We start from the raw sequence: 25,735 nt of genomic DNA, 5'->3' as shown, positions 1-25,735 counted from the left end.
GCCGCTGCCTGTCCGGCGGGAAGCGGCCTTCCCGCCGGACACGCTCAGCTCTGGACGCTGGCCGCCGGGTTGATCACCCGACCCAGTCCGAGGTTGCGCAAGGCGAGATGCAGGGCGCTATGGATGACCTGGGGGTTGTCGATCTGGCGCATCTGTTGCACCAGTTCTCGGGCCTTTTCCAGGGTGACCTGGCGCAGCAGCCATTTCACCTTGGGCAGGTTGGTGGCGTTCATCGACAGGGTATCGAAGCCCATGCCCATGAGCAGCACCGCCGCCGCCGGATCGCCGGCCATCTCGCCGCAGATGCTGACCGGCACCCCTTCGGCATGGGCGCCATCGACCACCTGTTGCAGCGCCTGCAGCACCGCCGGGTGGAAGTAGTCGTAGAGATCGGCCACCCGCGGATTGTTGCGATCCACTGCCAGCAGGTACTGGGTCAGGTCGTTGGAGCCTACCGAGATGAAGTCCACCTGGCGCGCCAGGTCGCGGGCCTGGTAAACCGCCGAGGGCACCTCAACCATGACGCCCACCGGCGGCATGGGAATGTCGACACCTTCGTCACGCACCTCGCACCAGGCACGATGCAGCAGATGCTGGGATTCCTCCACCTCGTGCACGCCGGAGATCATCGGCAGCATGATGCGCAGGTTGTTCAGGCCTTCGCTGGCCTTGAGCATGGCGCGGGTCTGCACCAGGAAGATTTCCGGATGATCCAGGGTAACGCGGATGCCGCGCCAGCCCAGGAAGGGGTTGTCTTCCTTGATCGGGAAATAGGACAAGGCCTTGTCACCGCCAACGTCCAGGGTGCGCATGGTCACCGGCGCCGGATGGAAGGCCGCCAGCTGCTCGCGATAGATGGAGAGCTGCTCCTTCTCGCTGGGAAAGCGCTCATTGACCATGAAGGGGACTTCGGTGCGATACAGCCCGACCCCTTCGGCGCCCCGCTGCTGGGCGCGGGCCACGTCGGCCATCAGGCCGGTGTTGACCCACAGCGGCATGCGGTGGCCATCGAGGGTCTCGCAGGGCAGGCTGCGCAGGGCATCGAGGCCCTGGGTCAGCTGGCGTTCCTCTTCCACCACGTCGCCGTACTGCTTGATCAGCGTCGGCGAGGGGTTGGTGAAGATTTCGCCGTGGTAGCCATCGACGATGAGGTCGATGCCGTCCACCTTGGAATACGGCAGGTCCACCGCGCCCATGACGGTGGGCACGCCCATGGCACGCGCCAGGATGGCGACGTGGGAGTTGCCCGAACCCAGCACCGAGATCAGGCCGACCAGGCGCCCCTCGGGCACCTCGCCGAGCATGGCCGGCGAGAGCTCCTCGCTGACCAGGATGGTGTTTTCCGGGTAGATCAGGCAGGCCTGGTGGGCTTGCTGCAGATAGGCTAGGAGCCGGCGCCCGAGGTCACGCACATCGGCGGCGCGTTCGCGCAGGTAGGCGTCGTCCATCAGCTCGAAGCGCTGGACGTGCTCCATCACCACCTGGCGCAGGGCGCCCTGGGCCCACTGGCCGCTCTTGATGATGGTGGTCACCTCGTTACCGAGGGCGGCGTCGTCGAGCATCATCAGATAGACGTCGAACAGCGCCTGCTCTTCCTTGCGCAACTGGGTGGACAGCCGCTTGGACAGCGCCTTCATGTCCGCCCGCACGCCTTCCAGCGCCGAGCGGAACAACTGCAGCTCGGCGTCGATGTCGGTCACGGTCTTGTCCGGGACCACTTCCAGGTCGGCCGGTGGCAGGACCACCACCGCCTTGCCGACGCCGACCCCGGGCGAGCCGGGGATGCCGACGAAGCGGGCTTCCTGGATGCCCCTGCCCTGCCGATCCAGACCACGGATGGTCCCGGTGGCCTCGGCATGGGCGATCACCCCGGCGAGCTGGGCACTCATGGTGACCAGGAAGGCTTCCTCGCCCTCGTCGAACTGACGGCGTTCCTTCTGCTGCACCACCAGCACGCCCATGACCCGACGGTGGTGGATGATGGGTGCACCGAGGAAAGACGCATAGCGTTCCTCACCGGTCTCGGCGAAATAGCGAAAGCGCGGGTGGCTGGCGGCGTCTTCGAGATTGAGCGGCTCTTCGCGGGTGCCGACCAGACCGACCAGGCCCTCGTTGGGGGCCATGCTGACCCGGCCGATGGACTTCTTGTTGAGGCCTTCGGTGGCCATCAGCACGAAACGGTTGGTGTCCGGATCCAGCAGATAGACGGAGCAGACCTGCGACTGCATGGCCGCGCGGACGCGCTGCACGATGATGGACAGTGCCGACCCCAGATCCTTGGCGGCATTGACCTCCTGGACGATCTTGCGCAGAACTGCAAGCATCTAGCGCCTCCGCAGCCGACGCCCGGCGGGTCCGCCGGCGTGCATCACGTGTCGTTCATCCTGCATGACCACAGCTTCTCCTCACCTCTTTCGCACCGGCCGTACCGGCAATCAGGCCAGCAAGCGGGGTGCCAACTCCTTGAGCGCCCGCCGATAGACCTCTCGCTTGAAGGTCACCACCTGGCCCAGAGGGTACCAGTAGCTTACCCAGCGCCAGCCATCGAATTCCGGCTTGCCCGTCACATCCATCCGCACCCGCTGCTCTTCCGCGGTCAGCCGCAGCAGAAACCACTTCTGCTTCTGGCCGATGCACAGCGGACGGCTGTGGGTGCGCACCATGCGCTGCGGCAGACGATAGCGCAACCAGCCCCGGGTACAGGCCAGGATACGGACATCATCGGGGCTCAGCCCCACCTCTTCGTTGAGCTCCCGGTACAGCGCCTCTTCGGGCGTTTCCCGGTCATCGATCCCACCCTGGGGAAACTGCCAGGCATCCTGGTTGATGCGGCGAGCCCACAGTACTTGGCCGGCATCGTTGGCGAGAATGATGCCGACATTGGGGCGAAAACCATCAGCGTCGATCACGGCTGCCACCCTTGAAAAATATCGTTGCCCGCATTGTTCCACAAAGCCCGACAGCCCAGCAATGCAAGCTCCGGACCGACCGGGGCGCGGCCGACCGGCGCAGGCTCCCGGCAACCGCCGCGACCTGCAAAGGTCCGCATTATGGTGGTCGCCAGCTGAACGTCGGCTTAAGGGCGGGCAATCGTCGTGCGCTAGCGGAAATGCCGCTGCACGGCCATGTAGATGGCCAGCGCCAGACCGATCCAGCCGACCAGCCAGAAATAGTCGAGATAGCCCAGCACCTGACTCTGGCGGGTGACCAGACTGGAGATCTGCGCCAGGGCGCTGTCGGCGCCGGTGACCTGCCGATAGCGTTCGCCATAGGCCTGGTAGTTCGGGGCATAGGGATTGACCGCAGCGCTGAGCACCGAGGCGTGGAAGGCGTCACGCCACTGCAGGAAGACGTTGGACAGCACGATGCCCATGGGCATGACCAGTTGCTGGGTCATGTTCTTGATCTGGTAGGCCTGGCTGAAATAGGCCGGTTCGACGCGCATGAAGGTGTACATGATGATCACCGCGAAGGTACCGATCAGGTAGGTGCCATGCATCATCAGGCCCGGCACCAGCTGCTGATAGAGGGGCACGTCGGCGTGCTGGCGCACCATCCAGAAGCCATAGCCGGCCAGCAGCAGATAGCCCCCCACCAGGTACTTGCGAAAGCCGCCCCAGGGAAAGCGCTCGCGCAGCCGCACCGAGGTGATCATCAGCAAGGGTGCCAGGCCGCACAGCCAGCCCAGCGCCATGACGCCCCCGGCGGTATAGACCGGCAGCTGCAGACCGTTGACCACGTACTGGGGAATGATGAAGTTGTAGGCCCCGAGCAGGAAGTAATTGAGCATCATGAACAGCATGCCGGCGAGAAAGCCGGGGGTGATGGCGTGCTTGAAGTCCAGGGTCGGCCGTGCCAGGCCGCGCTCGTAATAGACGTAGAGCCCGAGGATGGCCGTGCCCAGCAGCAGCTCCAGGGCCAGCCACGGACCATCGCTGAAGAAATCGAAGGCCAACCGCTGGGTGGTGGTGGTCAACAGCAGACTGCCACCCGCCAGCAGCACCATGGACAGCAGCGACGGCGCCCCGGAATTCTCCAGCGGATGGGAACGCCGCGGCAGCGACAGCCAGACGCAAATGGCCACCAGCGCGCAGGCCAGCGCCGGCACCATGAAGATGGCGCGCCACTGATGGCCTTCCAGCAATTCCGCGGTGGTGAAGGACGCCAGCGCACCCCCCAGGGGCACGCCCGAGGCGAAGGCGCGGATCCCGGTCGGCAGCTGCGGCCCGGAGAAATACATCTGCACCAGCACCCGCGCCCCGGCAAAGAAGGTGGCGGCGCCGGCGCCCATCAGGACGCGTCCGGCGATGAAGGTCGGCAGATCGGTGGCCACCAGGCAGCACACCTGGCCGACCAGATGGATGCCGACGGCGGTGAAGATCAGGTTGCGATAGCCCAGGCGCTGGGCGAACCACTGGTGCGGCGCGCTGGTGACGATGACGGCGACGCTGTAGCAGGCGGTCGCCAGGCTGTAGCTGCGCGGGTCGATGCCGAGGCCGCCATAGACATAGCGGTTGGCCAGGGCGATGGACAGGTTGTCGAGAAAGTACACCAGCACCATCAGGGTGATGCTCAGCAGCAGCAGGCCGCGGTGATGGGGGCGATCGGTGTCGTCGGCGTACATGAAGACCCAGAACTGGCACTAAGGGGGCCAGTCGTGGACCCTGCGTCTGGCACGGGGTTCAGAGGCCGCGTTGTCGCAGCCTCCTTCAGGTGCTGTGGATCGCGCCCCGGATCAACCGGGCAGCAATGCTCGGACATCGGCCAGCAGTTCGTCCGGCACCTCCAACCAGCCACGGGTGGTATTGATCTGCCGCGCCGCATAACGGCGCTGCGACGGCAGGCGGGCGCCCTGGGCCTCGATGCCGGCGAACAACTGCTCGGCGCGCTGCTGGTAGTCGCCTACCGCGGCGCCGAGAAAACGCTGGGGATCGAAGGCCAGGATGAGTTCGCCGTGATAGGGCAAGCCACCCGCGCCGGCGTCGACCGCGGAAGATTCCGGGCTGGTGAGATCGCCGATCAGCGGTCCGGCGAGCAATTCGATCATGGCCGACAGCGCCGAGCCCTTGTGACCACCAAAGGTGAGCATGGCGCCCTCCTCCAGCACGGTGCGGGCATCGCTGCTCGGGGCACCCTCGGCATCCACTCCCCAGCCTTCGGGCAGGGCCTTGCCGGCACGGCGGTGCAATTCGATTTCGCCGCGGGCCACGGCGCTGGTAGCGAAATCGAAGACGAAGGGTTGCCCTTCCGGCCGCGGCCAGCCAAAGGCGATGGGATTGGTACCGAACAGCGGGCGGCGACCGCCGGCGGGGGCGACATAGGCCTGGGTCGGATTGCAGGCCAGGGCCACCAGGCCCCTGGCGGTGAGGGCTTCCATCTCCACCCAGAGCGCCGAGAAGTGCACGCAGTTGTTGATCGCCAGGGCCGCCAGGCCACAGGCGCGCGCCTTGGCTTCCAGCAGCGGCAGACCGGCGTGGAAGGCCAGCGGCGAGAAGCCACCCCCGGCATCGACCCGGACGATGGCCGGCGCCACGTCCTCGATGCGGGGTTCGGCATCCGGCGCCACCTTGCCGGCCTTGAGCGTCTTGACGATGCCCAGCAGCCGATAGATGCCGTGGGAGGCACAGTCATCACGCTGGCCGGCCACCATCATGGCGGCGATGGCTGTACTCTGCGGTTGACTGAAACCCTGGGCCGCGAGCACCTCTTCGGCCAGGTGCTGCAGCTCTTCCGGGGTCATCTGGGCCATGGCGGCGCTCCATCGGGAAAACCCCGACTATGCCGCAACCGGCCACGGCCCGCTCGCTCGACTTGGGACCGGTCATGCCGATCCCGGCACAGTCAGCCCTGGTGGTAGCGCCCCGACAACTCGTGGACGGCTTCGATGAAGGCGCCGGCATGGGCCGGATCCACCTCGGGGGTGATGCCGTGACCCAGGTTGAAGACGTGGCCGCTGCCCTGGCCATAGCTTTCCAGGATACGCCCCACCTCGGCGCGAATGGCCGCTGGCTTGGCGTAGAGCACGCTGGGGTCCATGTTGCCCTGCAGGGCAACCTTGCTACCGACCCGCCGACGGGCTTCGCCAATGTCGCAGGTCCAGTCCAGGCCCAGGGCCTCGGCGCCGCTGTCGGCCAGGCTTTCCAGCCAGAGACCGCCGTTCTTGGTGAAGAGGATCACCGGCACCCGCCGTCCTTCATACTCGCGGATCAGCCCGGCGACGATCTTGCGCATATAGGCCAGGGAGAACTCCTGGTAGGCCGCAGCGGACAGGTTGCCGCCCCAGGTATCGAAGATCTGCACCGCTTGGGCACCGGCGCGGATCTGGCCGTTGAGGTAGGCGGTGACCGCCTGGGCCAGCTTGTCCAGCAGCAGGTGCAGGGCCTCGGGGGTGTCGTAGAGCATGGCCTTGGCCTTGCGGAAATCCTTGCTGGAGCCGCCTTCGATCATGTAGGTAGCCAGGGTCCAGGGGCTGCCGGAAAAGCCGATCAGGGGTACCCGGCCGTCCAGCGCCGCGCGGATGGTGCGCACGGCGTCCATCACGTAGCCCAGGTCGGATTCGGCATCGGGGATCGGCAGTGCCTCGATGTCGGCCGGGGTATCGATCACCTTGCGAAAGCGCGGACCCTCGCCGGTCTCGAAATAGAGGCCCTGGCCCATAGCATCGGGGATGGTGAGGATGTCGGAGAAGAGGATGGCCGCATCCAGGGGATAGCGCTCCAGCGGCTGCAAGGTCACCTCGCAGGCGAATTGCGGGTTCTTGCACAGACTCATGAAGTCACCGGCGCGGGCCCGGCTGGCGCGGTACTCGGGCAGGTAGCGCCCGGCCTGGCGCATCATCCACACCGGGGTGACGTCCACCGGCTGCTTGAGCAGGGCACGCAGAAAACGGTCGTTCTTCAGGGCAGTCATGGCGACATCCGGCAGCAAAAGTGCCGGCATTGTCGCAAAGCGGCTGGCAAAAGGCACGGCAGGGGGGCGTGCCTTTTGTCTATCGGGGTGATGGGGTGCTCCGTAGGGTGACGGTGCAGCCTCGCCTATCGCCGGACGGTCATCCAGATGGAAAACGCTGTGCGGTTTTCAATCCTACGGCTCGGCGGGCTAATCGTGGCCATGCCGGTGCGCCGTAGCGACCGCTCCTACAGAGTGACGCTTTTCGTAGGAGCGGCCCATGGCCGCGATTGCTTGGCGGATACTGCACGAAGCCCCGTGCCGGCAGGATCCCACCCCAAAAAAAAGCCGACCGGCTTGCACCGGTCGGCTCTTGTCCAGCGGCCTGGCCTCAGACGCCCAGGAAGTCGAGGATGCCCTCGGCGGCGTTGCGGCCTTCGAAGATGGCGGTCACCACCAGGTCGGAGCCACGCACCATGTCGCCACCGGCAAAGATCTTCGGATTGCTGGTCTGGTGCTTGAACTCGTGCAGCCCTGGCGCGACCACGCGCCCCTGGCTGTCGAGATCGATGCCGAACTGCTCGAACCAGGGCGCGGGACTCGGGCGGAAACCAAAGGCGATGACCACCGCATCGGCCGGCAGGATCTCCTCGGAACCGGGAATCGGCTCGGGGCTGCGGCGGCCACGGGCATCGGGTTCGCCCAGACGGGTTTCCACCACCTTGACGCCTTCCACCTTGTCTTCACCGATGATGGCGATGGGCTGGCGGTTGAAGAGGAACTTCACGCCCTCTTCCTTGGCGTTCTTCACTTCCTTGCGCGAGCCCGGCATATTGGCGGCGTCGCGGCGATAGGCGCAGGTCACGCTCTTGGCACCCTGGCGGATGGAGGTGCGGTTGCAGTCCATGGCGGTGTCACCACCGCCCAGGACCACCACGCGCTTGCCCTTCATGTCGACGAAGTCGGCCGCATCCTTTTCGAAGCCCAGGTTGCGGTTGACGTTGGCCACCAGGAAATCCAGGGCGTCGTGGACGCCAGGCAGGTCTTCGCCGGGGAAGCCGCCCTTCATGTAGGTGTAGGTACCCATGCCCAGGAAGACCGCATCGAATTCCTCGAGCAGCTGATCCATGGTCACGTCCTTGCCCACCTCGGTGTTCAGACGGAATTCCACGCCCATGCCGCCGAAGACCTCGCGACGGCGACTGAGCACGGTCTTTTCCAGCTTGAATTCGGGGATGCCGAAGGTCAGCAGGCCACCGATCTCGGGATGCTTGTCGAACACCACCGGGGTCACGCCATTGCGCACCAGAATGTCGGCGCAACCCAGGCCAGCTGGACCGGCACCGATCACGGCGACGCGCTTGCCGGTCGGCTTGACCTTGGACATGTCCGGGCGCCAGCCCATGGCGAAGGCGGTGTCGGTGATGTACTTCTCCACCGAGCCGATGGTCACCGCGCCGAAACCGTCGTTGAGAGTGCAGGCACCCTCGCAGAGCCGATCCTGCGGGCAGACCCGGCCACAGACCTCGGGCAGGGTGTTGGTCTGGTGCGCCAGTTCCGCCGCCGCCAGGATGTTGCCTTCGGACACCAGCTTGAGCCAGTTGGGAATGAAGTTGTGCACCGGGCACTTCCATTCGCAATAGGGGTTGCCGCAACCCAGGCAGCGGTGCGCCTGCTCGGCGGCCTGCTGCGGCTTGAAGGGATCGTGGATCTCGACGAATTCCTTCTTGCGCTGGCGCAGCAGCTTCTTCTTCGGATCCTTGCGACCGACCTCGATGAACTGGAAGTCGTTGTTCAGACGTTCAGCCATTTCCAAACCTCTTGAAGCGACGCCCCTTCAGCAGGGCGCCACGAGCTATCACGGTGAAGCCGGCGCCATGGGCAGCCGGCATCGAAGTCGTTACTCCGGACGGGCGCGGGTGCTGACCAGCAGCGACGCCAGGCTTGCGGCCTTGGGCTTCACCAGCCAGAACTTGCGCAGGTAGTCGTCCAGGTTCTCATGGAGATGGCTGCCCCAGGCGCTGCCGGTCTCGCGCACGTATTCGGCCAGCACCCCTTCCAGGTGGCTGCGGTAGGCCTCCATAGCCTCGCTGTTGATGCGCTGGATCTCCACCAGTTCGTGGTTGACCCGGTCATAGAAGCCGTTGTCCAGGTCCAGCACATAGGCGAAGCCGCCGGTCATGCCCGAGCCGAAGTTGTAGCCGGTCTTGCCCAGGACGCAGACGAAGCCGCCGGTCATGTACTCGCAGCAGTGGTCGCCGGTGCCTTCCACCACGGTGTGGGCCCCGGAGTTACGCACCCCGAAGCGTTCACCGGCGGTGCCAGCGGCGAACAGCTTGCCACCGGTGGCGCCATAGAGGCAGGTATTGCCGATGATGGCCGATTCCTGGCTCTTGAAGCCCGCGCCCTGGGGCGGGGTGATGACCAGCTTGCCGCCGGTCATGCCCTTGCCCACGTAGTCGTTGGCATCGCCTTCCAGATACATGTGCAGGCCGCCGGCGTTCCAGACGCCGAAGCTCTGGCCAGCGGTGCCCTTGAAGCGGAAGGTCAGCGGCGCCTTGACCATGCCCTGGTTGCCGTGACGCCGGGCGATTTCGCCGGAGACACGGGCACCGATGGAGCGGTCGCAGTTGCCGATACTGAGGCTGAAGTCACCGCCTTCGAGCTTTTCGATCCCGGGCAGCGACAGGCGCACCATTTCTTCGGCCAGCAGGCCCTGGTCGAACGGCGGGTTCTTTTCCACCTGACAGTATTGCGGCTTCTCGGCCGGAATGTGATCGCTACCCAGCAGCGGGGTGAGGTCCAGGTGCTGCTGCTTGGCGGTCTCGCCCGGCAGGATTTCCAGCAGATCGGTACGGCCGATCAGCTCACCCAGGCTGCGTACGCCCAGCCTGGCCAGCCACTCGCGGGTTTCCTCGGCGATGAAGGTGAAGAAATTCATCACCATTTCCACCGTGCCGATGAAGTGTTCCTTGCGGAGTCGGTCGTTCTGGGTGGCGACGCCAGTGGCGCAGTTGTTCAGGTGGCAGATGCGCAGGTACTTGCAGCCCAGGGCGATCATCGGCGCGGTGCCGAAGCCAAAGCTCTCGGCGCCGAGGATGGCCGCCTTGATCACGTCCAGGCCGGTCTTCAGGCCGCCGTCGGTCTGCACCCTCACCTTGCCGCGCAGATCGTTACCACGCAGGGTCTGGTGCGCCTCGGCCAGGCCCAGTTCCCAGGGCGAGCCGGCGTACTTGATGGAGGTCACCGGCGAAGCGCCGGTACCGCCGTCGTAGCCGGAGATGGTGATGAGGTCGGCATAGGCCTTGGCCACACCGGCGGCCACGGTGCCTACGCCAGGCTCGGACACCAGCTTGACCGATACCAGCGCCTTGGGATTGACCTGCTTGAGGTCGAAGATCAGCTGCGACAGGTCTTCGATGGAATAGATGTCGTGGTGCGGCGGCGGCGAGATCAGGGTCACGCCGGGTACCGCATAGCGCAGCTTGGCGATCAGGCCGTTGACCTTGCCGCCGGGCAGCTGACCGCCCTCGCCCGGCTTGGCGCCCTGGGCCACCTTGATCTGCAAGACCTCGGCATTGACCAGGTACTCGGGAGTGACGCCGAAGCGGCCGGTGGCCACCTGCTTGATCTTGGAGCTCTTGATGGTGCCGTAGCGCGCCGGATCCTCACCGCCCTCACCGGAGTTGGAGCGGCCGCCCAGGCGGTTCATGGCCTCGGCCAGGGCCTCGTGGGCTTCCGGCGACAGGGCGCCCAGGGAGATCCCGGCAGCATCGAAGCGGGTGAAGATGTTGGCCAGCGGCTCGACCTCTTCCAAGGCCAGGGGCTGGTCGCTGGTCTTGACCTTGAGCAGGTCGCGGATCATCGCCACCGGGCGCTGGTCCACCAGCGCGGTGTATTCGCGGAACTTGGCGTAGTCGCCCTGCTGCACGGCGGCCTGCAGCAGATTGACCACGTCTGGGTTGTAGGCATGGTACTCACCGCCATAGACGAACTTGAGCAGGCCACCCGGCTGGATCGGCTTGCGGTTGTTCCAGGCTTCGCCGGCCAACAGCTTCTGTTCGGCTTCCAGGTCGACGAAGCGCGCGCCCTTGATGCGGCTGGTGACACCGGGGAAGCACAGGTCGGTGACTTCGTCCGCCAGGCCCACGGCCTCGAACAGCTGGGCGCCGCGATAGGAGGCGACGGTGGAGATGCCCATCTTGGAGATCACCTTGAGCAAGCCCTTGGTGATGCCCTTGCGGTAGTACTTGAACACCTCGTAGAGGTCGCCCAGCACCTCGCCGGTGCGGATCAGATCGCCCAGCACCTCATAGGCCAGGAACGGATAGACCGCGGTGGCGCCAAAGCCCAGCAGCACGGCGAAGTGGTGCGGATCACGGGCGGTGGCGGTCTCCACCAGGATGTTGCTGCTGGTACGCAGCCCCAGGTTGACCAGGTGGTGATGCACGGCGCCGGTGGCCAGCACCGCATGCACCGGCAGCTTGCCCGGTTCGATGTGGCGGTCGGTCAGCACCAACAGCACCTTGCCGGCGCGCACCGCCTCCTCGGCCTGCTCGACGATGTTGCGCAGCGCCGCCTCGAGCCCCATGGACTCGGGGTAATTGAGGTCGATCGTGACATGCTCGAAGCCGGGCTTGGGCATGTTGAGAATGGTCCGCCACTTGGCCGGCGAGATCACCGGGCTGCTCAGGATGGCGCGATCGGCGTGCTCGGCGGTTTCCTCGAAGACGTTGCGCTCGGCACCCAGGCAGGTTTCCAGGGACATGACGATGGACTCGCGCAGCGGGTCGATCGGCGGATTGGTGACCTGGGCGAATTGCTGGCGGAAGTAGTCGTAGGGCGAACGGATGCGCCGCGACAGCACCGCCATCGGGGTGTCGTCGCCCATGGAGCCCACGGCTTCCTGGCCCTGCTCGCCCAGCGGACGCAACACCTGGTCACGCTCCTCGAAGGTGACCTGGAACATCTTCATGTACTGGCGCAGCTGATCCTGGTCGTAGAAGGCCGAACCGTGATCATGGTCGTCCAGGGTCGCCTGGATGCGCATGGCGTTCTTGCGCAGCCACTGCTTGTAGGGATGGCGCGCCTTGAGACGATTGTCGATGTCGTCGGTCTGCAGCACCTCGCCGGTCTCGGTGTCCACGGCCAGGATCTGGCCCGGGCCGACCCGGCCCTTGGCGATGACGTCGTCAGGCTGGTAGTTCCAGACGCCGACTTCCGAAGCCAGGGTAATGTAGCCGTTGTTGGTGGTCACCCAGCGCGCCGGGCGCAGGCCGTTGCGGTCGAGCAGGCAGACCGCGTAGCGGCCTTCGGTCAGCACCACGCCGGCCGGACCGTCCCAGGGCTCCATGTGCATGGAGTTGAATTCATAGAAGGCGCGCAGATCGGCGTCCATGGTCTCGACGTTCTGCCAGGCCGGCGGAATGATCATGCGCACGGCGCGGAACAGGTCCATGCCGCCGGTCACCAGCAGCTCCAGCATGTTGTCCATGCTGGAGGAGTCGGAACCGACGCGGTTGACCAGCGGACCGAGCTGGTCGAGATCCGGGATCAGTTCGTTGACGAACTTGGTCCGCCGCGCCTGGGCCCAGTTGCGGTTGCCGGTGATGGTGTTGATCTCGCCGTTGTGGGCGAGATAGCGGAAGGGCTGCGCCAGCGGCCACTTCGGCAGGGTGTTGGTGGAGAAGCGCTGGTGGAACACGCAGATGGCGGTGGCCAGGCGCGGATCGCCGAGGTCCGGATAGAAGGCGGCGAGATCCGCCGGCATCATCAGGCCCTTGTAGACGATGACGCGGGACGACAGGCTGCAGATGTAGTGCTCAGCGTCTTCGGCGTTGCGCACCGAGGAACGGCGGCGGGCGGAGAACAGCTTGACCCCGAACTGCTGGTCGTCGAGACCCGGACCGGCGACGAACACCTGCTCGATGCGCGGCAGTCGCGCCAGGGCCAGCTCGCCCAGTACCGAGGTGTCGATGGGCACCTTGCGCCAGCCGACCAGGGTCAGACCAGCGGCCTCGATCTCCAGGTTCATGTTGGCGCGGGCCTGTTCGGCGCGGGCCTCGTCCTGGTTGAAGAACACCACGCCCGCGGCGTACTGCTCGGGCAACTCGGCGCCGAATTGCTCCTGGGCGATGGCGCGCAGGAAGGCGTCCGGCTTCTGCATGAGCAGACCGCAACCGTCACCGGTCTTGCCGTCCGCGTTGATACCGCCCCGGTGGGTCATGCAGGTCAGGGCTTCGATGGCCGTTTCCAGCAGGTCATGGCTGGGCTCGCCCTGCATATGGGCGATCAGGCCGAAGCCGCAGTTGTCCTTGAAGCTATCGGGATTGAACAGGCCTGCTTTCATAGCGCTCTCACCGGCAATCAGGTTATTGCGAAGGCATCACAAAACGGTCCGCTTATTTGAACTTTTTTCGGACAGTCAAAGGCTGACCAGTGTAGCGAAAAAATCGCTTACGACAAACACTGATGACACCTGATGAAAATTCGATGACGCAAAAAAGAAAGCCCCGGCATCACTCTCGTGATAGCACCGGGGCTTTCTTTGCGTAACAGGCAAGAATCAGCGACTGGTGGCGATGTCCTGCTGGATGCTGGCGAAGGTCCGCGGCCAGGGTTTGCTGGCCTGCACCTTTGCTGGCAACTGCTTGACCGCCGCTTCGGCCGCTGCCCGATTGGCGAAGTTGCCGTAGGTCACCACATAGAGCGCCTTGCCCTGGTAGCTCTTCTTGAAATAGCGGAAGTTGCCACTGTCGGCCTGGGCGGCGATGAAGTCCTGCGCCGCCTTCTCGGTACTGGTACCCACCACCTGCAAGGCGTACTTGCTGCCCGCCTGGCTGCCGTACCAACCCGCCGCTGCGCTGCCAGCATGAGCGGGCGCTGCAGCCGGGGCCGGCTTGGCAGGTGCCGGGGTAGGCGCAGGCGCAGGCGCGGTATGCCGGGGCGCCGGAGCCGCCACTGCCGGAGCGCTGGGCGCCGGAGTACGCGCCGGCGTGCGGCTGGGTAGTTCGTCCTCGTCACTGATGGGCGGGGCATCGGTGGTCACCGTCGGTGGCACGCCGCCCGCGCCCATGTCGTTGCCCGCGGCGGTACCCGCCTGCCGGCCACCCGCCGCTTCCGCCAGGGGTTCGCGGATGACCGGCTGCGACTCGCCCACCAGCGGCAGGGGCAGCGGTTTGGAAGAGCCGTCGAACTGGATGGGCGCACCCTGGGCGTCCTTGCCGGCAGACGCCGTGTTCTGACCGCCCAGGGGCAGGTCCTGCCCCGTGGTCGCGGTCGCCGGGGCCTCGCTCTTGCCGCCCTTGAGCGACAGGGCGGCGGCGCCCACCGCCAGCACCACCACCCCGAGAATGACCAGATGCTTGCGCGGCAGGGCCGCCAGCAGATTGCGCGAGCCTTTCACCGGTGCCGCGGCCTTCTTGCGCCGGGCGCTCATGCCGGCCACCAGGACATCCCGGGCTTCTTCGTTGAGCCGACCGGGCCAGCCGCCGGAGCGCTCGTGGATGGTCGCGAGCTGCTCGTCGGTAAAGATCTCCAGGCCCTGACCGGCACCTTCCAGGCGCTGGGCCAGGTATTCCTCGGCCTCGCTCTCGCTGTAGGGCAGCAATTCGATGGCGTGATAGCGCTCTTCGCCCTGGGCGATGTCTTCCAGGCGCATCACCACTTCCGCTTCGCCGAACAGGAAGACGTGCAGGCGCTCCTTTTCGCTGCCCCCGGCCAGCTCCAGCAGGGCTTCCAGCGCGGGAGTAGCCAGGGCCTCGGCGTCATCCACCAGGATGTATACCTCCTGTCCCGCCAGGCGCACTTCCGCCGCCTGTTCGAGAATGGCTGCAGGCGTCTGGCTGTCGGCACCCACGCCCTTGGCGACTTGGGCCAACACCGTGCGGGCGTCACCGCCGTTCTGCGCGGAAATCACTACGCAGTGCACGGCTTCCTTCTTGGTGCTGGCCGCCAGCGCCTGGCGCAACAGCGTCTTGCCACTGCCCTCGGGACCACTGACCACCAGCAGCAGCTGGCTGTAGCGGGCCAGGTGATGCAACTGGCCCAGCACCGGCTTGCGCTGGGCCGGAAAGAATTTGAAACCGGGAACGCGGGCGGCGAACGGGTCGTGAGTGAACTGATAGTGACCGAGGAAGGCTTCGTCGGCGTGCAGATTGGACATGGGACTCTCTTGTTCTCCTTACTGGGCGGTCAGCGCTTGGTAATCGGTACGCAGCGTCTGCTCGAGAATGTCGCGGGCGAAGTCGGCGGTCACCACGGCCTGGCCCAAATCACTGAGCAGCACCAGCCGGAGTTGTCCATCCAGGACCTTCTTGTCCACCGCCATGAGGCGTTCGAAATCGGCCGGCTGCATGTCCGCCGGCGGTACCACGGGCAGCTTGGCCTTGACCAGCAGGCGAATGGCGCGGTCGCGCTGCGCGGCACTGAGCCAGCCCAGCAGCAGGGACATCTGCAGCGCCATGACCATGCCGGCGGAGACCGCCTCGCCGTGCAGCCAGACGCCATAGCCCTGGTGGGTCTCGATGGCGTGACCGAAGGTATGGCCGAGGTTGAGGATCGCCCGCAGACCCGACTCGCGCTCGTCGCTGCCCACCACTTGGGCCTTGGCCGCGCAGGAGCGCTCGATGGCTTCGGTGAGCGCGCTTTGATCCAGTGCCAGCAGCGCCTCGACATGCTCTTCGAGCCAGCCGAGGAAGGGCTCGTCGCAGATCAGGCCGTACTTGATGACCTCGGCCAGACCCGCCGAGAGTTCGCGCGCCGGCAGGGTCGCCAGGCTGTCGGTATCGATGACCACGGCCTTGGGCTGGTAGAAGGCGCCGATCATGTTCTTGCCCAGCGGATGGTTGATGCCGGTCTTGCCGCCCACCGAGGAATCCACTTGGGACAGCAGCGTGGTCGGCACCTGGATGAAGTCCACTCCGCGCTGATAGCAGGCCGCGGCGAAACCGCCCATGTCACCGATCACCCCGCCGCCCAGGGCGATGAGGGTGGTCTTGCGATCATGGCGATCCTGCAGCAGGCCGTCGAAGATCAGCTGCAGGGTTTCCCAGTTCTTGTGCGCCTCGCCATCGGGCAGCACGATCGAGCTAATCGGGCGATCGCCCAGGGTGCGCAACAGACGCTCCAGATAGAGCGGTGCGATGGTTTCGTTGGTGACGATCGCCACCTTGCGCCCGGCGAGATGGGGCAGGACGCATTCCGGTCGATCCAGAAGGCCCTGGCCGATGTAGATCGGGTAGCTGCGCTCACCGAGCTCGACGTGAAGAGTCCGCATGCCGTCACCTTGATTCAAAGGGCGCCTAGCATAGCGCAGAACGCTCGCGGCTTTAATGTGGTGCCAGGGCTTTCAGACGGTCGAGTATCTGCAGCACGACCATCCGGGGGGGCCGCTCGTCGGTCTCGATGATGATGTCGGCGATCTCCCGATACAGCGGATCGCGCATGGCCATGAGCGTGCGCAGCACCGCCGCGGGATCGGCGGTCTGCAGCAGCGGTCGATTGCGATCCCGGGAGGTGCGCTCGATCTGTTGCTCGATGGAGGCATGCAGGTAGATGACCCGCCCGCCGCGCTTGAGCGCCTGGCGATTGTCCTCGCGCAGCACGGCGCCCCCACCGGTGGCCATCACCAGGCCGTTCTCCGCGCACAGCTCGGCGATCGCGGCGCGTTCGCGCTCGCGAAAGCCCTGCTCGCCTTCCACATCGAAGATCCAGGGGATGTCGGCACCGGTACGTTCTTCGATTACCTTGTCGGAATCCTTGAACGGCAGCCGCAATTCCTTCGCCAGGAGCCGGCCGATGGTGCTCTTGCCCGAGCCCATCGGTCCTACGAGAAACAGATTACGCACTTATGTCATCGACCAACCGCTATCGCCTGGTTGTTCATGATACGCGGCGTGAGGAAGATCAGCAGCTCGACTTTGCTGTCGGTGACCGAATCCCGGCGGAACAGCCGGCCGACATAGGGAATATCCCCCAGCATCGGCACCTTGGTGGTGGATTTGGTCTGGGTGTTGGAGAACACCCCGCCCAGCACGATGGTCTCGCCATCGCTCACCAGGACCTTGGCATTGACCTCGTTCTTGCTGATCGGCGGCACGCCATTGAGCGCGTTCTGGTAGTCAGGCGCATCCTTGTTGACCTTGACCTCCATGATGATGCGGTTGTCCGGGGTGATCTGCGGCGTGACCTCCAGCGACAGGGCGGCCTGCTTGAAGCTGGTGCTGGTGGCACCGCTGGAGCTTGCTTCCTGGTAGGGGATCTCGGTACCGCGCAGGATCTTGGCGGTCTCCTTGTCCGAGGTCACCACCTTGGGCTGGGAGATGATCTCGCCATTACCACTGGATTGCAGCGCGGACAGCTGCAGGTCGAGCATCTTGCCACCAACCATGAAGCCGACGCCGATGCCCGAGGTGCTGCCGGAAACGCCCATGTCGACGAAGGGCGTGGGCGCCACACCACTGGCGGAGGTGAAGCTGCCTACGGTACTGGTCCCCGGCAGGAACACCTGACCGGTCGTGGAATCGACGGTGGTGGCGCCGTCCTTGCCATAGACCGCGAAGTTGCCCGAACTGGCGTTACCGCCCCAGCGCACGCCCAGCTGCTTGCTGTAGTCGACGTTGGCCTCCACCAGCCGCGCCTCGATCATCACCTGGCGCACCGGGATGTCCAGCTGCGAGACGATGCGCCGGAGTTCGTCCAGGCGATTCTGGGTCTGGTAGGCGATGATGCTGTTGGTGCGCTCGTCCACCGAAATGGAGCCGCGCTCGTCGGCGGTCTTGTCGGCGCTGGTAACCGACTGGAACAGCTTGGCGATATCGGCGGCCTTGGCGTAGTTGACCTGGATCAGGTCGCGACGCAGCGGGGCCAGTTGCTGGATCTGCTTCTGGGATTCCAGCTCCTGGCGCTCGCGGGCGGCGATCTCGTCGGCCGGTGCCACCAGCAGCACGTTGCCGATCTGGCGCTTGTCGAGGCCCTTGGTCTTGAGGATCAGATCCAGCGCCTGGTCCCAGGGCACGTTCTGCAGGCGCAGGGTGATGTTGCCCTGCACGGTGTCGCTCGCCACCAGGTTGAGATTGGTGAAATCGGCGATCAGCTGCAGCACCGAGCGGACGTCGATGTCCTGGAAATTCAGCGACAGTTTCTCGCCGGTATAGGTGAAGCGATCGGCTGCGCGCTTTTCCTTTTCCTCGGTGGTGAGCGGCTTGACGCTCAGGGTCAGACGATTGTTGGTCTGGTAGGCCAGGTAGTCGTAGGTCCCGGTCGGCTCTATGACGATGGACGCCCCGCCGCTGTCAGCGGAGGCGTTGACGAACTGCACGGGGGTGGCGAAGTCCTTGACGTCCAGGCGCACCCGCAGCTCTTCGGGCAGCTGGGTACCGGCGAAGGTCAGGCGGATCTTGCCGCCCTGCTCCTGGATGTCCGGGTTGATCCCAGTCTCGCTCAGGTCGATGACCACGTTGCCCTCGCCCTGGGGACCCCGCTGGAAATCGATATGGCGGATCGCCTTGCCGCGCAGTTGCGGCCGCGGCGCGGTCATGGCCGCCACGGTGGAGGTGGCCTGGGTCGGCGGCAGCGGAGTGCGGGCGACCGCACCGGGCAGGGGAGCGGACGACGGCGCGGTCACGGTGGTCGGCGCTGCGGCGCGCGGCAGGTTGGGCGTCAGATTGGCCTGGGCACTGGCGGTCTGGCGCCCGGCGGTGCCCCCGATGGTGACGAACAGGTTGCGACCGTCGGCACGGGTGTCGTAGCTGGCCAGATTGGTGAGGTTGATGATCAAGCGGGTGCGGTTGCCCGCCTCGACCACCGTCACGCTGCGGGCATTGCCATTGCCCAGCTCACGGCTCTTGGTACCCAGCTTGTTGGCGACGCCGGGCAGGTCCAGGGCGATCCGCGCCGGCTGCTCGATGGTGTAGCCCTTGGGGATCGGCACCGGTTGATCGAAGGTCAGTTTGAGTTCGATGCGATCCCCGGGCAGGGAGGCGACGTTCAAGGCCTGCAGATCGGCGGCCAGGACCTGGCCGGCCAGGCTACCCAGCAATAGAGCCAATCCCAGTACCAGCCGTCTTGCGCTATTCGTCTTCACTGTACTTGCCCCGCCCATTAAGTCTTTTCCTTCAAGGTGATGGTGCGCGGCCGTTCCAGCCAGCCACCCTCGCCATCCGGGACGATTTCGATCACGTCGATCTCACCGTCGGTGATCTTGGTGATGCGCCCGTCGTTGCGGCCCAGGTAGTCCCCCACCTTGACGCGATGTACGCCCCCGGCGCCGTTGACCAGCGCATAGCGGCCACTGGCGTTGGCCAGGATGCCGACCATGCTGAAGGTCTCGATGTTGAAGCCTTCGAGAAACTGCTTCGGCCGATTCACGTCCGGCTTGATGTTGCCGGTCCCGCGCTGGCGCACCGTGGGGTCGATGCGTACCGGCGCCTGGAAGGGGCTGCGCAGCGCCGCAGCGGCATAGGTGAAGGGTTCGTAGGCGCGGAACTGCGGCAGCGGCTCGATGGAACCGCGCGGCTTGGCGCGGGTTTCGTCCATGAAGGCCTGCAGATCGCTGGTATCGCTGGAACCGCAGCCGACCAGCACGCCGGTCAGCAGGCAGAGCAACAGAGGCGTCCTCATTTGCCGAGCCCCTTGTCGTTGTAGCGATAGGTCTTGGCCAGGACGTTCATGCGCAACTTGCCACCGGTCCCGGATACCGTGCCGCCGCCATTGGCGTTTCGGTCATCCACCGGCTTGAGGTCGAAGTCGTGCAGGGTGACGATGCGCGGCAGGCTGGAGACGCTGCTGACGAAGGTCGCCAGGTCATGATAATTGCCCACCACGGTGATCTGGATCGGCAACTCGACATAGAACTGCTGGGTCACCTCGGGCAGGAGCTTGATCTGCTCGAATTCCAGGCCACTGCCCAGACCGGTGCGGGTGATGTCTTCCAGCAGCGCCGGCACTTCGGTATCGCCGGGCAGTTGCCGCAGCAGCGCGCCGAAGGACTCTTCCATCTCGACCATCTGCTGCTTGTAGGCATCCAGATTCGCGGCCTGGAAGGCCTTGCTGGCGTACTGCTGCTTCAGGGTTTCTTCCTGAGTGCGCTGGCTGTCCAGCTGCGCCTGCATGTCGCTGAGATGAAACTGATAGCCGAGCAGGAGCACCACCAGCACGATCAGCAGGCAGGCGATGACCTTGACCGGCTTGGGCCAGGAACCGAGGTTCTCCAGGCTGAGTTCGTTGATGTCGACCTTACGCAGGCTGGCCAGGGAATCGGCGAGACTCATGGTTTGCCTCCCTGGGCGACTGGGGCCGGAGCAGGAGCGCCGGGCTGGGTCTGCTTGACGGTGAGCTGGAAGGTGTTGGCCTGATCCACCGCCCCGGCAGTGGTGGCCTTCACCTCGATCAGCGTAGGCGAAGCGAACCAGTCGGAGGCGTCCAGATTACGCATCAGGTTGGAGACCCGGTTGTTGGATTCCGCCTCGCCACTGATGGACAGGGTGTCGCCCTGCATCTTCAGCTCACGAAAGTACACGCCGTCCGGCAGGGTGCGCACCAGTTGATCGAAGACGTGGCCGATGACCGGGCGGTTGCCCTGCAGGTCCTGGATGATCTTCATCCGTGCCAGCAGTTGCTGGCGCCGGGTCTTGAGCTCGCTGATCTCCTTGATGCGCACGTCCAGCTGGGCGATGTTCTGCTGGATGAAGGCATTGCGCGCCTCCTGACGGGCGATCTCGCCGGACAGGTACTGATCCCCGAGAAACACGGCGCCGCACGAGAGCACGAAGATGCCGCCCAGGATCACCAAGAACTGCTTGCGCCTTTCTTCGCGCAGCTGCTCCCGCCAGGGCAAGAGGTTGATGCGGGCCATCTAGTCGAAACTCCTCATGGCCAGGCCGCAGGCGATCATCAGCGCCGGGGCGTCACCCGCCAGGGCCGCCGCATTGACCTTGTTGCTGACGGTCATGTCGGCGAAGGGATTGGCCAGGACCGTGGGGGTGCCGATTTTCTGCTGGATCAAGCGGTCGAGTCCGGAAATTGACGCGGTTCCTCCAGCAAGCAAGATGTAGTCCACATCATTGTATTGCCCGGCGGCGAAAAAGAACTGCAGCGAACGCGCCACCTGTTGCACCACCGCCTCGCGGAAGGGCGTCAGTACCTCGCTCTGGTAGTCGTCAGGCAGGCCACCCTGCTTCTTGGCCAGACCGGCCTCCTCCACCGACAGCCCATAGCGACGCTGGATCTCTTCGGTGAGCTGGCGGCCGCCAAACAGCTGCTCGCGGGTGTAGATGGTCTTGCCGTTGTGCAGCACGCTCAGGGTGGTCATGGTGGCGCCGATGTCGACCACCGCCACGGTCAGGTCGTCGACATGGCCGCCGAGCTGATTGGCCAGCAACTGGTAGGCGCGCTCCAGGGCATAGGCCTCGACGTCGACCACCTTGGCCGAAACGCCGGCCAGCGCCAGGGCCGCCTCGCGGACCTCGACGTTTTCCTTCCGGCAGGCGGCCAGCAGTACCTCGACGCGCTCGGCGTTGCGCGGCGACGGCCCCTGCACCTCGAAGTCGATGGCGACCTCGTCCAGCGGATAGGGAATGTACTGGTCAGCTTCCAGCTTGATCTGGTTTTCCAGCTCGTCGTCGGTGAGGCCGGCATCCATCTCGATGGTCTTGGCGATCACCGCCGAGCCGGAGACGGCCACGGCGGCGCTGCGCGCGGAACTGCGCGCCTTGACCAGCACCCGGCCGATGGCGAGGCCCACGCCCTCCAGCTCGGCGATGTTCTTTTCCACCACGGCATTGGCCGGCAGGGGTTCGACCGCATAGGCTTCCACCCGGTAGCGCCCACCTGCACGGCTCAACTCGATGAGTTTCACGGATGTCGAACTGACGTCGATACCCAGCAGCGTATTCGCCTTCTTTCTGAATAGCCCTAGCACATCAGTTCCCTATGAGCGACGGTGGTCTTCCGCGGACGGGCATTAGATAACAGACTTGACACCCGAGCAAATAGCGGCCAACCGCCAAACGCGCCTATAATGGCGACGCCGTGTAGGCTGACCGTCACCTGTCGCCCTTTCCTTCTTTCCATTCGAAAAGTCTCTTGATGCGTGTTCTGAAATTTTTCTGGTGGTCGTTGGTCGCCCTGGTCTGCAGCCTGTTGCTGGGTCTCAGCGGTGCCTTCCTCTACCTCAGCCCCAGCCTGCCCTCCATCGATGCCCTGCGTAACGTGCAACTGCAGATCCCTCTGCGGGTGTTCAGCGCGGACGGCAAACTCATCGCCGAATTCGGCGAAATGCGCCGCTCACCGCTGCGTTTCAACGAGATACCGCCCGATTTCATCCATGCCCTGCTCTCCGCCGAGGATGACAACTTCGCCAATCACTATGGCGTGGATGTGAAAAGTCTGGCACGGGCAGTGAGCCAGCTGGTCAAGACCGGACACATCCAGACCGGCGGCAGCACCATCACCATGCAGGTCGCCAAGAACTACTTCCTGACCAGCGAGCGCAGCTTCTCGCGCAAATTCACCGAGATCCTCCTGGCGCTGCAAATCGAGCGCCAACTGACCAAGGACGAGATCCTTGAGCTCTATGTCAACAAGATCTACCTGGGCAACCGCGCCTACGGCATTGAGGCCGCCGCCCAGGTCTACTACGGCAAGTCCATCAAGGACCTGACCGTCGCCCAGATGGCGATGATCGCCGGTCTGCCCAAGGCGCCGTCGCGTTACAACCCGGTCGCTAATCCTGAGCGTAGCCTGGAAAGACGCAATTGGATTCTCGAACGCATGTTCAAGCTCGGTTATATCGATCAGGCGGCCTACCAGGCCGGCATCGCCGAGCCGCTCGAGGCCTATCATCACGTCGCCGTGCCTGAGCTCAACGCCCCCTACATCGCCGAGATGGCGCGGGCGGAAATGGTCGGTCGCTATGGCGGCGATGCCTACACCGATGGCTACCAGGTCTACACCACCATCGACAGCCGGCTGCAGACGGATGCGTTCGAAGCCGTACGTGACGGCCTGACCGATTACGACCGCCGCCACGGCTATCGCGGCCCCGAGGCCCAGTGGCCCAATCGCAGCCGCGCCGAATGGACCGCGCTGATCCAGAAGCAGCGCATCGTCGGCGGTCAGGATCCGGCCCTGGTCACCCAGGTGGAAAAGAGCGGCATCCTGGTCCTGACCCGCGAGGGCAAGGAAGAGGCGGTCTCCTGGGACTCGATGAAATGGGCACGCCCCTACCTCAGCGCCAACAGCCTGGGGCCACGCCCGAACGGTCCGGCCGACGTGGTCAAGGTCGGCGACCTGATCCGGGTGCAGCGCCAGGACGATGGCAGCCTGAAGTTCTCGCAGATTCCCAAGGCGCAGAGCGCCCTGGTATCGCTTGATCCCCAGGATGGCGCCATCCGCGCCCTGATCGGCGGCTTCTCCTTCGAGCAGAGCAACTACAATCGCGCGACCCAGGCCCGGCGCCAGCCCGGTTCCAGCTTCAAGCCGTTCATCTACAGCGCGGCGCTGGAGAAGGGCTTTACCGCCGCCAGCTTGGTCAACGATGCGCCCATCGTCTTCATGGACGAGAATCCCGACGAAGCCTGGCGGCCAAAGAACGACAACAACACCTTCCTCGGCCCAATCCGTCTGCGCGAGGCCCTCTATCGCTCGCGCAACCTGGTGTCCATCCGGGTGCTGCAGGCCATCGGCATCGACTATGCGCTGGATTACGTCAGTCGTTTCGGCTTCGAGCGCGACCAGTTGCCGCGCAACCTGTCGCTCGCCCTCGGCACCCCGGGCCTGACGCCGCTGGAAGTGGCCACCGGCTGGTCGGTGTTCGCCAACGAGGGCTACAAGGTGACACCCTACGTGGTCGATCACGTGACCGATCGCGACGGCAAGGTGGTCTATCGCATGGCCGCGCCACGGGTGCCCCAGCAGGCGCAGGCCACGACCGCGCCGGGCGTCGAGGTCACGCCGGCGGCCGACACCGCCGCCGCCGGCCCGGCCAATCCGCCACCGGTGTTCGCCCCCCAGGTCATCGATCCGCGCAACGCCTTCATCATGAACAGCATGCTGCAGGACGTGATCAAACGCGGCACCGGCCGCAAGGCGCTGGAACTGGGCCGCAACGACCTGGCCGGCAAGACCGGCACCACCAACGAATCCAAGGACACCTGGTTCTCCGGCTACAACGGCGACTACGTGACCACGGTGTGGGCCGGCTTCGACCAACCCGAGACCCTGGGCCGCCAGGAATTCGGCGGTACCGTGGCCCTGCCGATCTGGATGAGCTACATGGGCGCCGCGCTCAAGGACAAGCCGCCGCATCAGCTCAAGGAACCGGACGGCATCGTCTCCATCCGCGTCGACCCCACCACTGGTCGCGCCGCACCACCGGGCACGCCCAACGCCTACTTCGAGCTGTTCAAGAGCGAAGACACCCCGCCGAGCCTGGACGAACTGCCGCCCGGCGTGGCGCCCGGCACGCCGCTGCCCTCCAGCGAAAATGTGCCCATGGACATCTTCTGATCTCCAGCCAATAAAAAACCCCGCCGTGGCGGGGTTTTTTATTGCTTCGGGCCTTACTTGGCGAAGACGTCATCCACTGACTTCAGCGGATAGTTCGCCGGATAGGGCAGCGTGGCCACGCCGGTCTCGATGGCGGCCTTGGCCACGGCATCGGATACCAGGGTGATCAGACGGGCATCCATGGGCTTGGGAATGATGTACTCACGACCGAAGCTCAGGCTGTCGACGTTGTAGGCGGCGCAGACTTCCTTGGGCACCGGCAGCTTGGCCAGGTCGCGCAGGGCCAGGGCGGCGGCGATCTTCATCTCTTCGTTGATGACCCGGGCGCGGACGTCCAGGGCACCACGGAAGATGAAGGGGAAGCCCAGGACGTTGTTGACCTGGTTCGGATAGTCGGAACGACCGGTGGCCATGATCACGTCGTCGCGCGTGGCGTGGGCCAGCTCGGGGGTGATTTCCGGATCCGGGTTGGAGCAGGCGAAGACGATGGGGTTGGCCGCCATGCGCTTGAGGCCTTCGGCCGACAGCAGGTTGGGGCCGGACAGACCGACGAAGACGTCGGCGCCTTCGAGGGCGTCGTCCAGGGTGCGCTTGCTGGTCTCGGTGGCGAAGGCCGCCTTGTACTGGTTCAGGTCGTTGCGGCCGCTGTGGACCACGCCCTGACGGTCGATCATGTAGATGTTCTCGACCTTGGCGCCCATGCTGGCCAGCAGGCGCATGCAGGAGATGGCGGCGGCACCGGCACCCAGGCAGACGATCTTGGCGTCTTCCAGGCGCTTGCCGGCGATTTCCAGGGCGTTGAGCATGCCGGCGGCGGTGACGATGGCGGTGCCGTGCTGGTCATCGTGGAAGACCGGGATGTCGCACTGTTCGATCAGGGCGCGCTCGATCTCGAAGCACTCGGGCGCCTTGATGTCTTCCAGGTTGATGCCACCAAAGGTGATGGAGATGCGCTTGACGGTGTCGATGAAGGCCTGGGGGCTCTCGGCGTCCACCTCGATGTCGAAGACGTCCACACCGGCGAAGCGCTTGAACAGCACGCCCTTGCCTTCCATCACCGGCTTGGAGGCCAGCGGGCCGAGGTTGCCCAGGCCGAGGATGGCGGTACCGTCGGAGATCACGGCGACCAGGTTGCCCTTGCCGGTGTAGCGGTAGGCCAGTTCGGGATCGCGGCCGATCTCGCGGACCGGTTCGGCGACGCCGGGGCTGTAGGCCAGGGACAGGTCACGAGCGGTCGCGGTGGGCTTGGTCAGCTCGACGCTGAGTTTGCCGGGACGCGGCTGAGCATGGTATTCGAGGGCGGCGGTTTTGAGATCAGACATTATTGGTATATCCGCGT

17 protein-coding genes are annotated in these 25,735 nt (G+C 65.2%); 1 reads left to right on the top strand and 16 read right to left on the bottom strand.

The window, feature by feature from the left end; genetic code table 11:
* Positions 1 to 44: 44 nt before the first annotated feature.
* The 15 genes from ptsP to LRS53_RS18520 form a co-directional block, all read right to left on the bottom strand.
* On the bottom strand, positions 45 to 2,324 hold the full coding sequence (gene ptsP / locus LRS53_RS18590) for a phosphoenolpyruvate--protein phosphotransferase (protein WP_160924102.1): 2,280 nt from the start codon (positions 2,322 to 2,324) through the stop codon (positions 45 to 47).
* Between the two features lie 111 nt (positions 2,325 to 2,435).
* Positions 2,436 to 2,909 carry an RNA pyrophosphohydrolase gene (locus tag LRS53_RS18585; protein ID WP_007161635.1) on the bottom strand — a complete coding sequence of 158 codons (474 nt, stop codon included), beginning with the start codon at positions 2,907 to 2,909 and terminating at the stop codon, positions 2,436 to 2,438.
* Positions 2,910 to 3,100: 191 nt separating this feature from the next.
* A complete protein-coding gene (locus LRS53_RS18580; protein WP_231356909.1) occupies positions 3,101 to 4,624 on the bottom strand; it encodes an MFS transporter in 1,524 nt (507 codons plus the stop codon).
* A gap of 111 nt (positions 4,625 to 4,735) precedes the next feature.
* Positions 4,736 to 5,749 (bottom strand): Ldh family oxidoreductase, encoded by a 1,014-nt coding sequence (locus tag LRS53_RS18575; protein WP_231356908.1) that lies wholly within the window; start codon positions 5,747 to 5,749, stop codon positions 4,736 to 4,738.
* Between the two features lie 92 nt (positions 5,750 to 5,841).
* Complete coding sequence (gene hemE / locus LRS53_RS18570) at positions 5,842 to 6,909, bottom strand: uroporphyrinogen decarboxylase (RefSeq protein ID WP_231356907.1); 1,068 nt, start codon at positions 6,907 to 6,909, stop codon at positions 5,842 to 5,844.
* Between the two features lie 370 nt (positions 6,910 to 7,279).
* Positions 7,280 to 8,698 (bottom strand): FAD-dependent oxidoreductase, encoded by a 1,419-nt coding sequence (locus LRS53_RS18565; RefSeq protein ID WP_231356906.1) that lies wholly within the window; start codon positions 8,696 to 8,698, stop codon positions 7,280 to 7,282.
* Positions 8,699 to 8,788: 90 nt separating this feature from the next.
* Complete coding sequence (gene gltB, locus LRS53_RS18560) at positions 8,789 to 13,237, bottom strand: glutamate synthase large subunit (RefSeq protein WP_231356905.1); 4,449 nt, start codon at positions 13,235 to 13,237, stop codon at positions 8,789 to 8,791.
* Positions 13,238 to 13,453: 216 nt separating this feature from the next.
* The gene (locus LRS53_RS18555) at positions 13,454 to 15,052 is read right to left on the bottom strand and encodes an AAA family ATPase (protein WP_231356904.1); all 1,599 of its coding nucleotides are present in this window, start codon (positions 15,050 to 15,052) and stop codon (positions 13,454 to 13,456) included.
* Between the two features lie 18 nt (positions 15,053 to 15,070).
* Positions 15,071 to 16,165, bottom strand: coding sequence for a 3-dehydroquinate synthase (gene aroB / locus LRS53_RS18550; RefSeq protein ID WP_231356903.1), 1,095 nt, complete (start codon positions 16,163 to 16,165; stop codon positions 15,071 to 15,073).
* Positions 16,166 to 16,217: 52 nt separating this feature from the next.
* Positions 16,218 to 16,736, bottom strand: a complete 519-nt coding sequence (gene aroK / locus LRS53_RS18545) for a shikimate kinase AroK (RefSeq protein WP_231356902.1) — start codon at positions 16,734 to 16,736, stop codon at positions 16,218 to 16,220.
* A gap of 5 nt (positions 16,737 to 16,741) precedes the next feature.
* Positions 16,742 to 18,991, bottom strand: coding sequence for a type IV pilus secretin PilQ (gene pilQ / locus LRS53_RS18540; protein ID WP_231356901.1), 2,250 nt, complete (start codon positions 18,989 to 18,991; stop codon positions 16,742 to 16,744).
* The gene (locus tag LRS53_RS18535) at positions 18,991 to 19,509 is read right to left on the bottom strand and encodes a pilus assembly protein PilP (RefSeq protein WP_026083837.1); all 519 of its coding nucleotides are present in this window, start codon (positions 19,507 to 19,509) and stop codon (positions 18,991 to 18,993) included. Before LRS53_RS18535 ends, pilQ begins: the two co-directional genes overlap by 1 nt.
* A complete protein-coding gene (gene pilO / locus LRS53_RS18530) occupies positions 19,506 to 20,159 on the bottom strand; it encodes a type 4a pilus biogenesis protein PilO (RefSeq protein WP_017641025.1) in 654 nt (217 codons plus the stop codon). The genes LRS53_RS18535 and pilO overlap by 4 nt, the downstream gene beginning before the upstream one ends.
* Complete coding sequence (locus LRS53_RS18525) at positions 20,156 to 20,743, bottom strand: PilN domain-containing protein (RefSeq protein WP_231356900.1); 588 nt, start codon at positions 20,741 to 20,743, stop codon at positions 20,156 to 20,158. The genes pilO and LRS53_RS18525 overlap by 4 nt, the downstream gene beginning before the upstream one ends.
* On the bottom strand, positions 20,744 to 21,808 hold the full coding sequence (locus LRS53_RS18520; protein WP_026083838.1) for a pilus assembly protein PilM: 1,065 nt from the start codon (positions 21,806 to 21,808) through the stop codon (positions 20,744 to 20,746). It abuts the gene before it with no gap.
* Positions 21,809 to 21,975: 167 nt separating this feature from the next.
* Between LRS53_RS18520 and LRS53_RS18515 the strand changes: the two genes are divergently transcribed.
* Positions 21,976 to 24,396, top strand: a complete 2,421-nt coding sequence (locus LRS53_RS18515) for a penicillin-binding protein 1A (RefSeq protein ID WP_231356899.1) — start codon at positions 21,976 to 21,978, stop codon at positions 24,394 to 24,396.
* A 53-nt stretch (positions 24,397 to 24,449) separates the two neighbouring features.
* Here the strand turns inward: LRS53_RS18515 and LRS53_RS18510 are convergent, their stop codons facing one another.
* Positions 24,450 to 25,718: a malic enzyme-like NAD(P)-binding protein gene (locus LRS53_RS18510; RefSeq protein ID WP_017641029.1), complete on the bottom strand. Its 1,269-nt coding sequence runs from the start codon at positions 25,716 to 25,718 to the stop codon at positions 24,450 to 24,452.
* Positions 25,719 to 25,735 lie beyond the last annotated feature (17 nt).

The sequence above is a fragment of the Pseudomonas sp. PLB05 genome (assembly GCF_021106615.1).
GTDB classification, from domain to species: Bacteria; Pseudomonadota; Gammaproteobacteria; order Pseudomonadales; family Pseudomonadaceae; genus Chryseomonas; species Chryseomonas benzopyrenica.
Note: the sequence above shows the minus strand (reverse complement) of the source record. Positions and strands in the feature narration are given on the sequence as shown.

Excerpts from the sequence above, each read along its gene's own strand:
- LRS53_RS18510 (WP_017641029.1), bottom strand. The coding sequence starts at position 25,718 with ATGTCTGATCTCAAAACCGCCGCCCTCGAATACCATGCTCAGCCGCGT.
- ptsP (WP_160924102.1), bottom strand. The coding sequence starts at position 2,324 with ATGCTTGCAGTTCTGCGCAAGATCGTCCAGGAGGTCAATGCCGCCAAG.
- LRS53_RS18580 (WP_231356909.1), bottom strand. The coding sequence starts at position 4,624 with ATGTACGCCGACGACACCGATCGCCCCCATCACCGCGGCCTGCTGCTG.
- pilQ (WP_231356901.1), bottom strand. The coding sequence starts at position 18,991 with ATGGGCGGGGCAAGTACAGTGAAGACGAATAGCGCAAGACGGCTGGTA.
- LRS53_RS18555 (WP_231356904.1), bottom strand. The coding sequence starts at position 15,052 with ATGTCCAATCTGCACGCCGACGAAGCCTTCCTCGGTCACTATCAGTTC.
- aroB (WP_231356903.1), bottom strand. The coding sequence starts at position 16,165 with ATGCGGACTCTTCACGTCGAGCTCGGTGAGCGCAGCTACCCGATCTAC.
- hemE (WP_231356907.1), bottom strand. The coding sequence starts at position 6,909 with ATGACTGCCCTGAAGAACGACCGTTTTCTGCGTGCCCTGCTCAAGCAG.
- LRS53_RS18565 (WP_231356906.1), bottom strand. The coding sequence starts at position 8,698 with ATGGCTGAACGTCTGAACAACGACTTCCAGTTCATCGAGGTCGGTCGC.
- gltB (WP_231356905.1), bottom strand. The coding sequence starts at position 13,237 with ATGAAAGCAGGCCTGTTCAATCCCGATAGCTTCAAGGACAACTGCGGC.
- pilO (WP_017641025.1), bottom strand. The coding sequence starts at position 20,159 with ATGAGTCTCGCCGATTCCCTGGCCAGCCTGCGTAAGGTCGACATCAAC.
- LRS53_RS18525 (WP_231356900.1), bottom strand. The coding sequence starts at position 20,743 with ATGGCCCGCATCAACCTCTTGCCCTGGCGGGAGCAGCTGCGCGAAGAA.
- LRS53_RS18515 (WP_231356899.1), top strand. The coding sequence starts at position 21,976 with ATGCGTGTTCTGAAATTTTTCTGGTGGTCGTTGGTCGCCCTGGTCTGC.
- LRS53_RS18575 (WP_231356908.1), bottom strand. The coding sequence starts at position 5,749 with ATGGCCCAGATGACCCCGGAAGAGCTGCAGCACCTGGCCGAAGAGGTG.
- LRS53_RS18535 (WP_026083837.1), bottom strand. The coding sequence starts at position 19,509 with ATGAGGACGCCTCTGTTGCTCTGCCTGCTGACCGGCGTGCTGGTCGGC.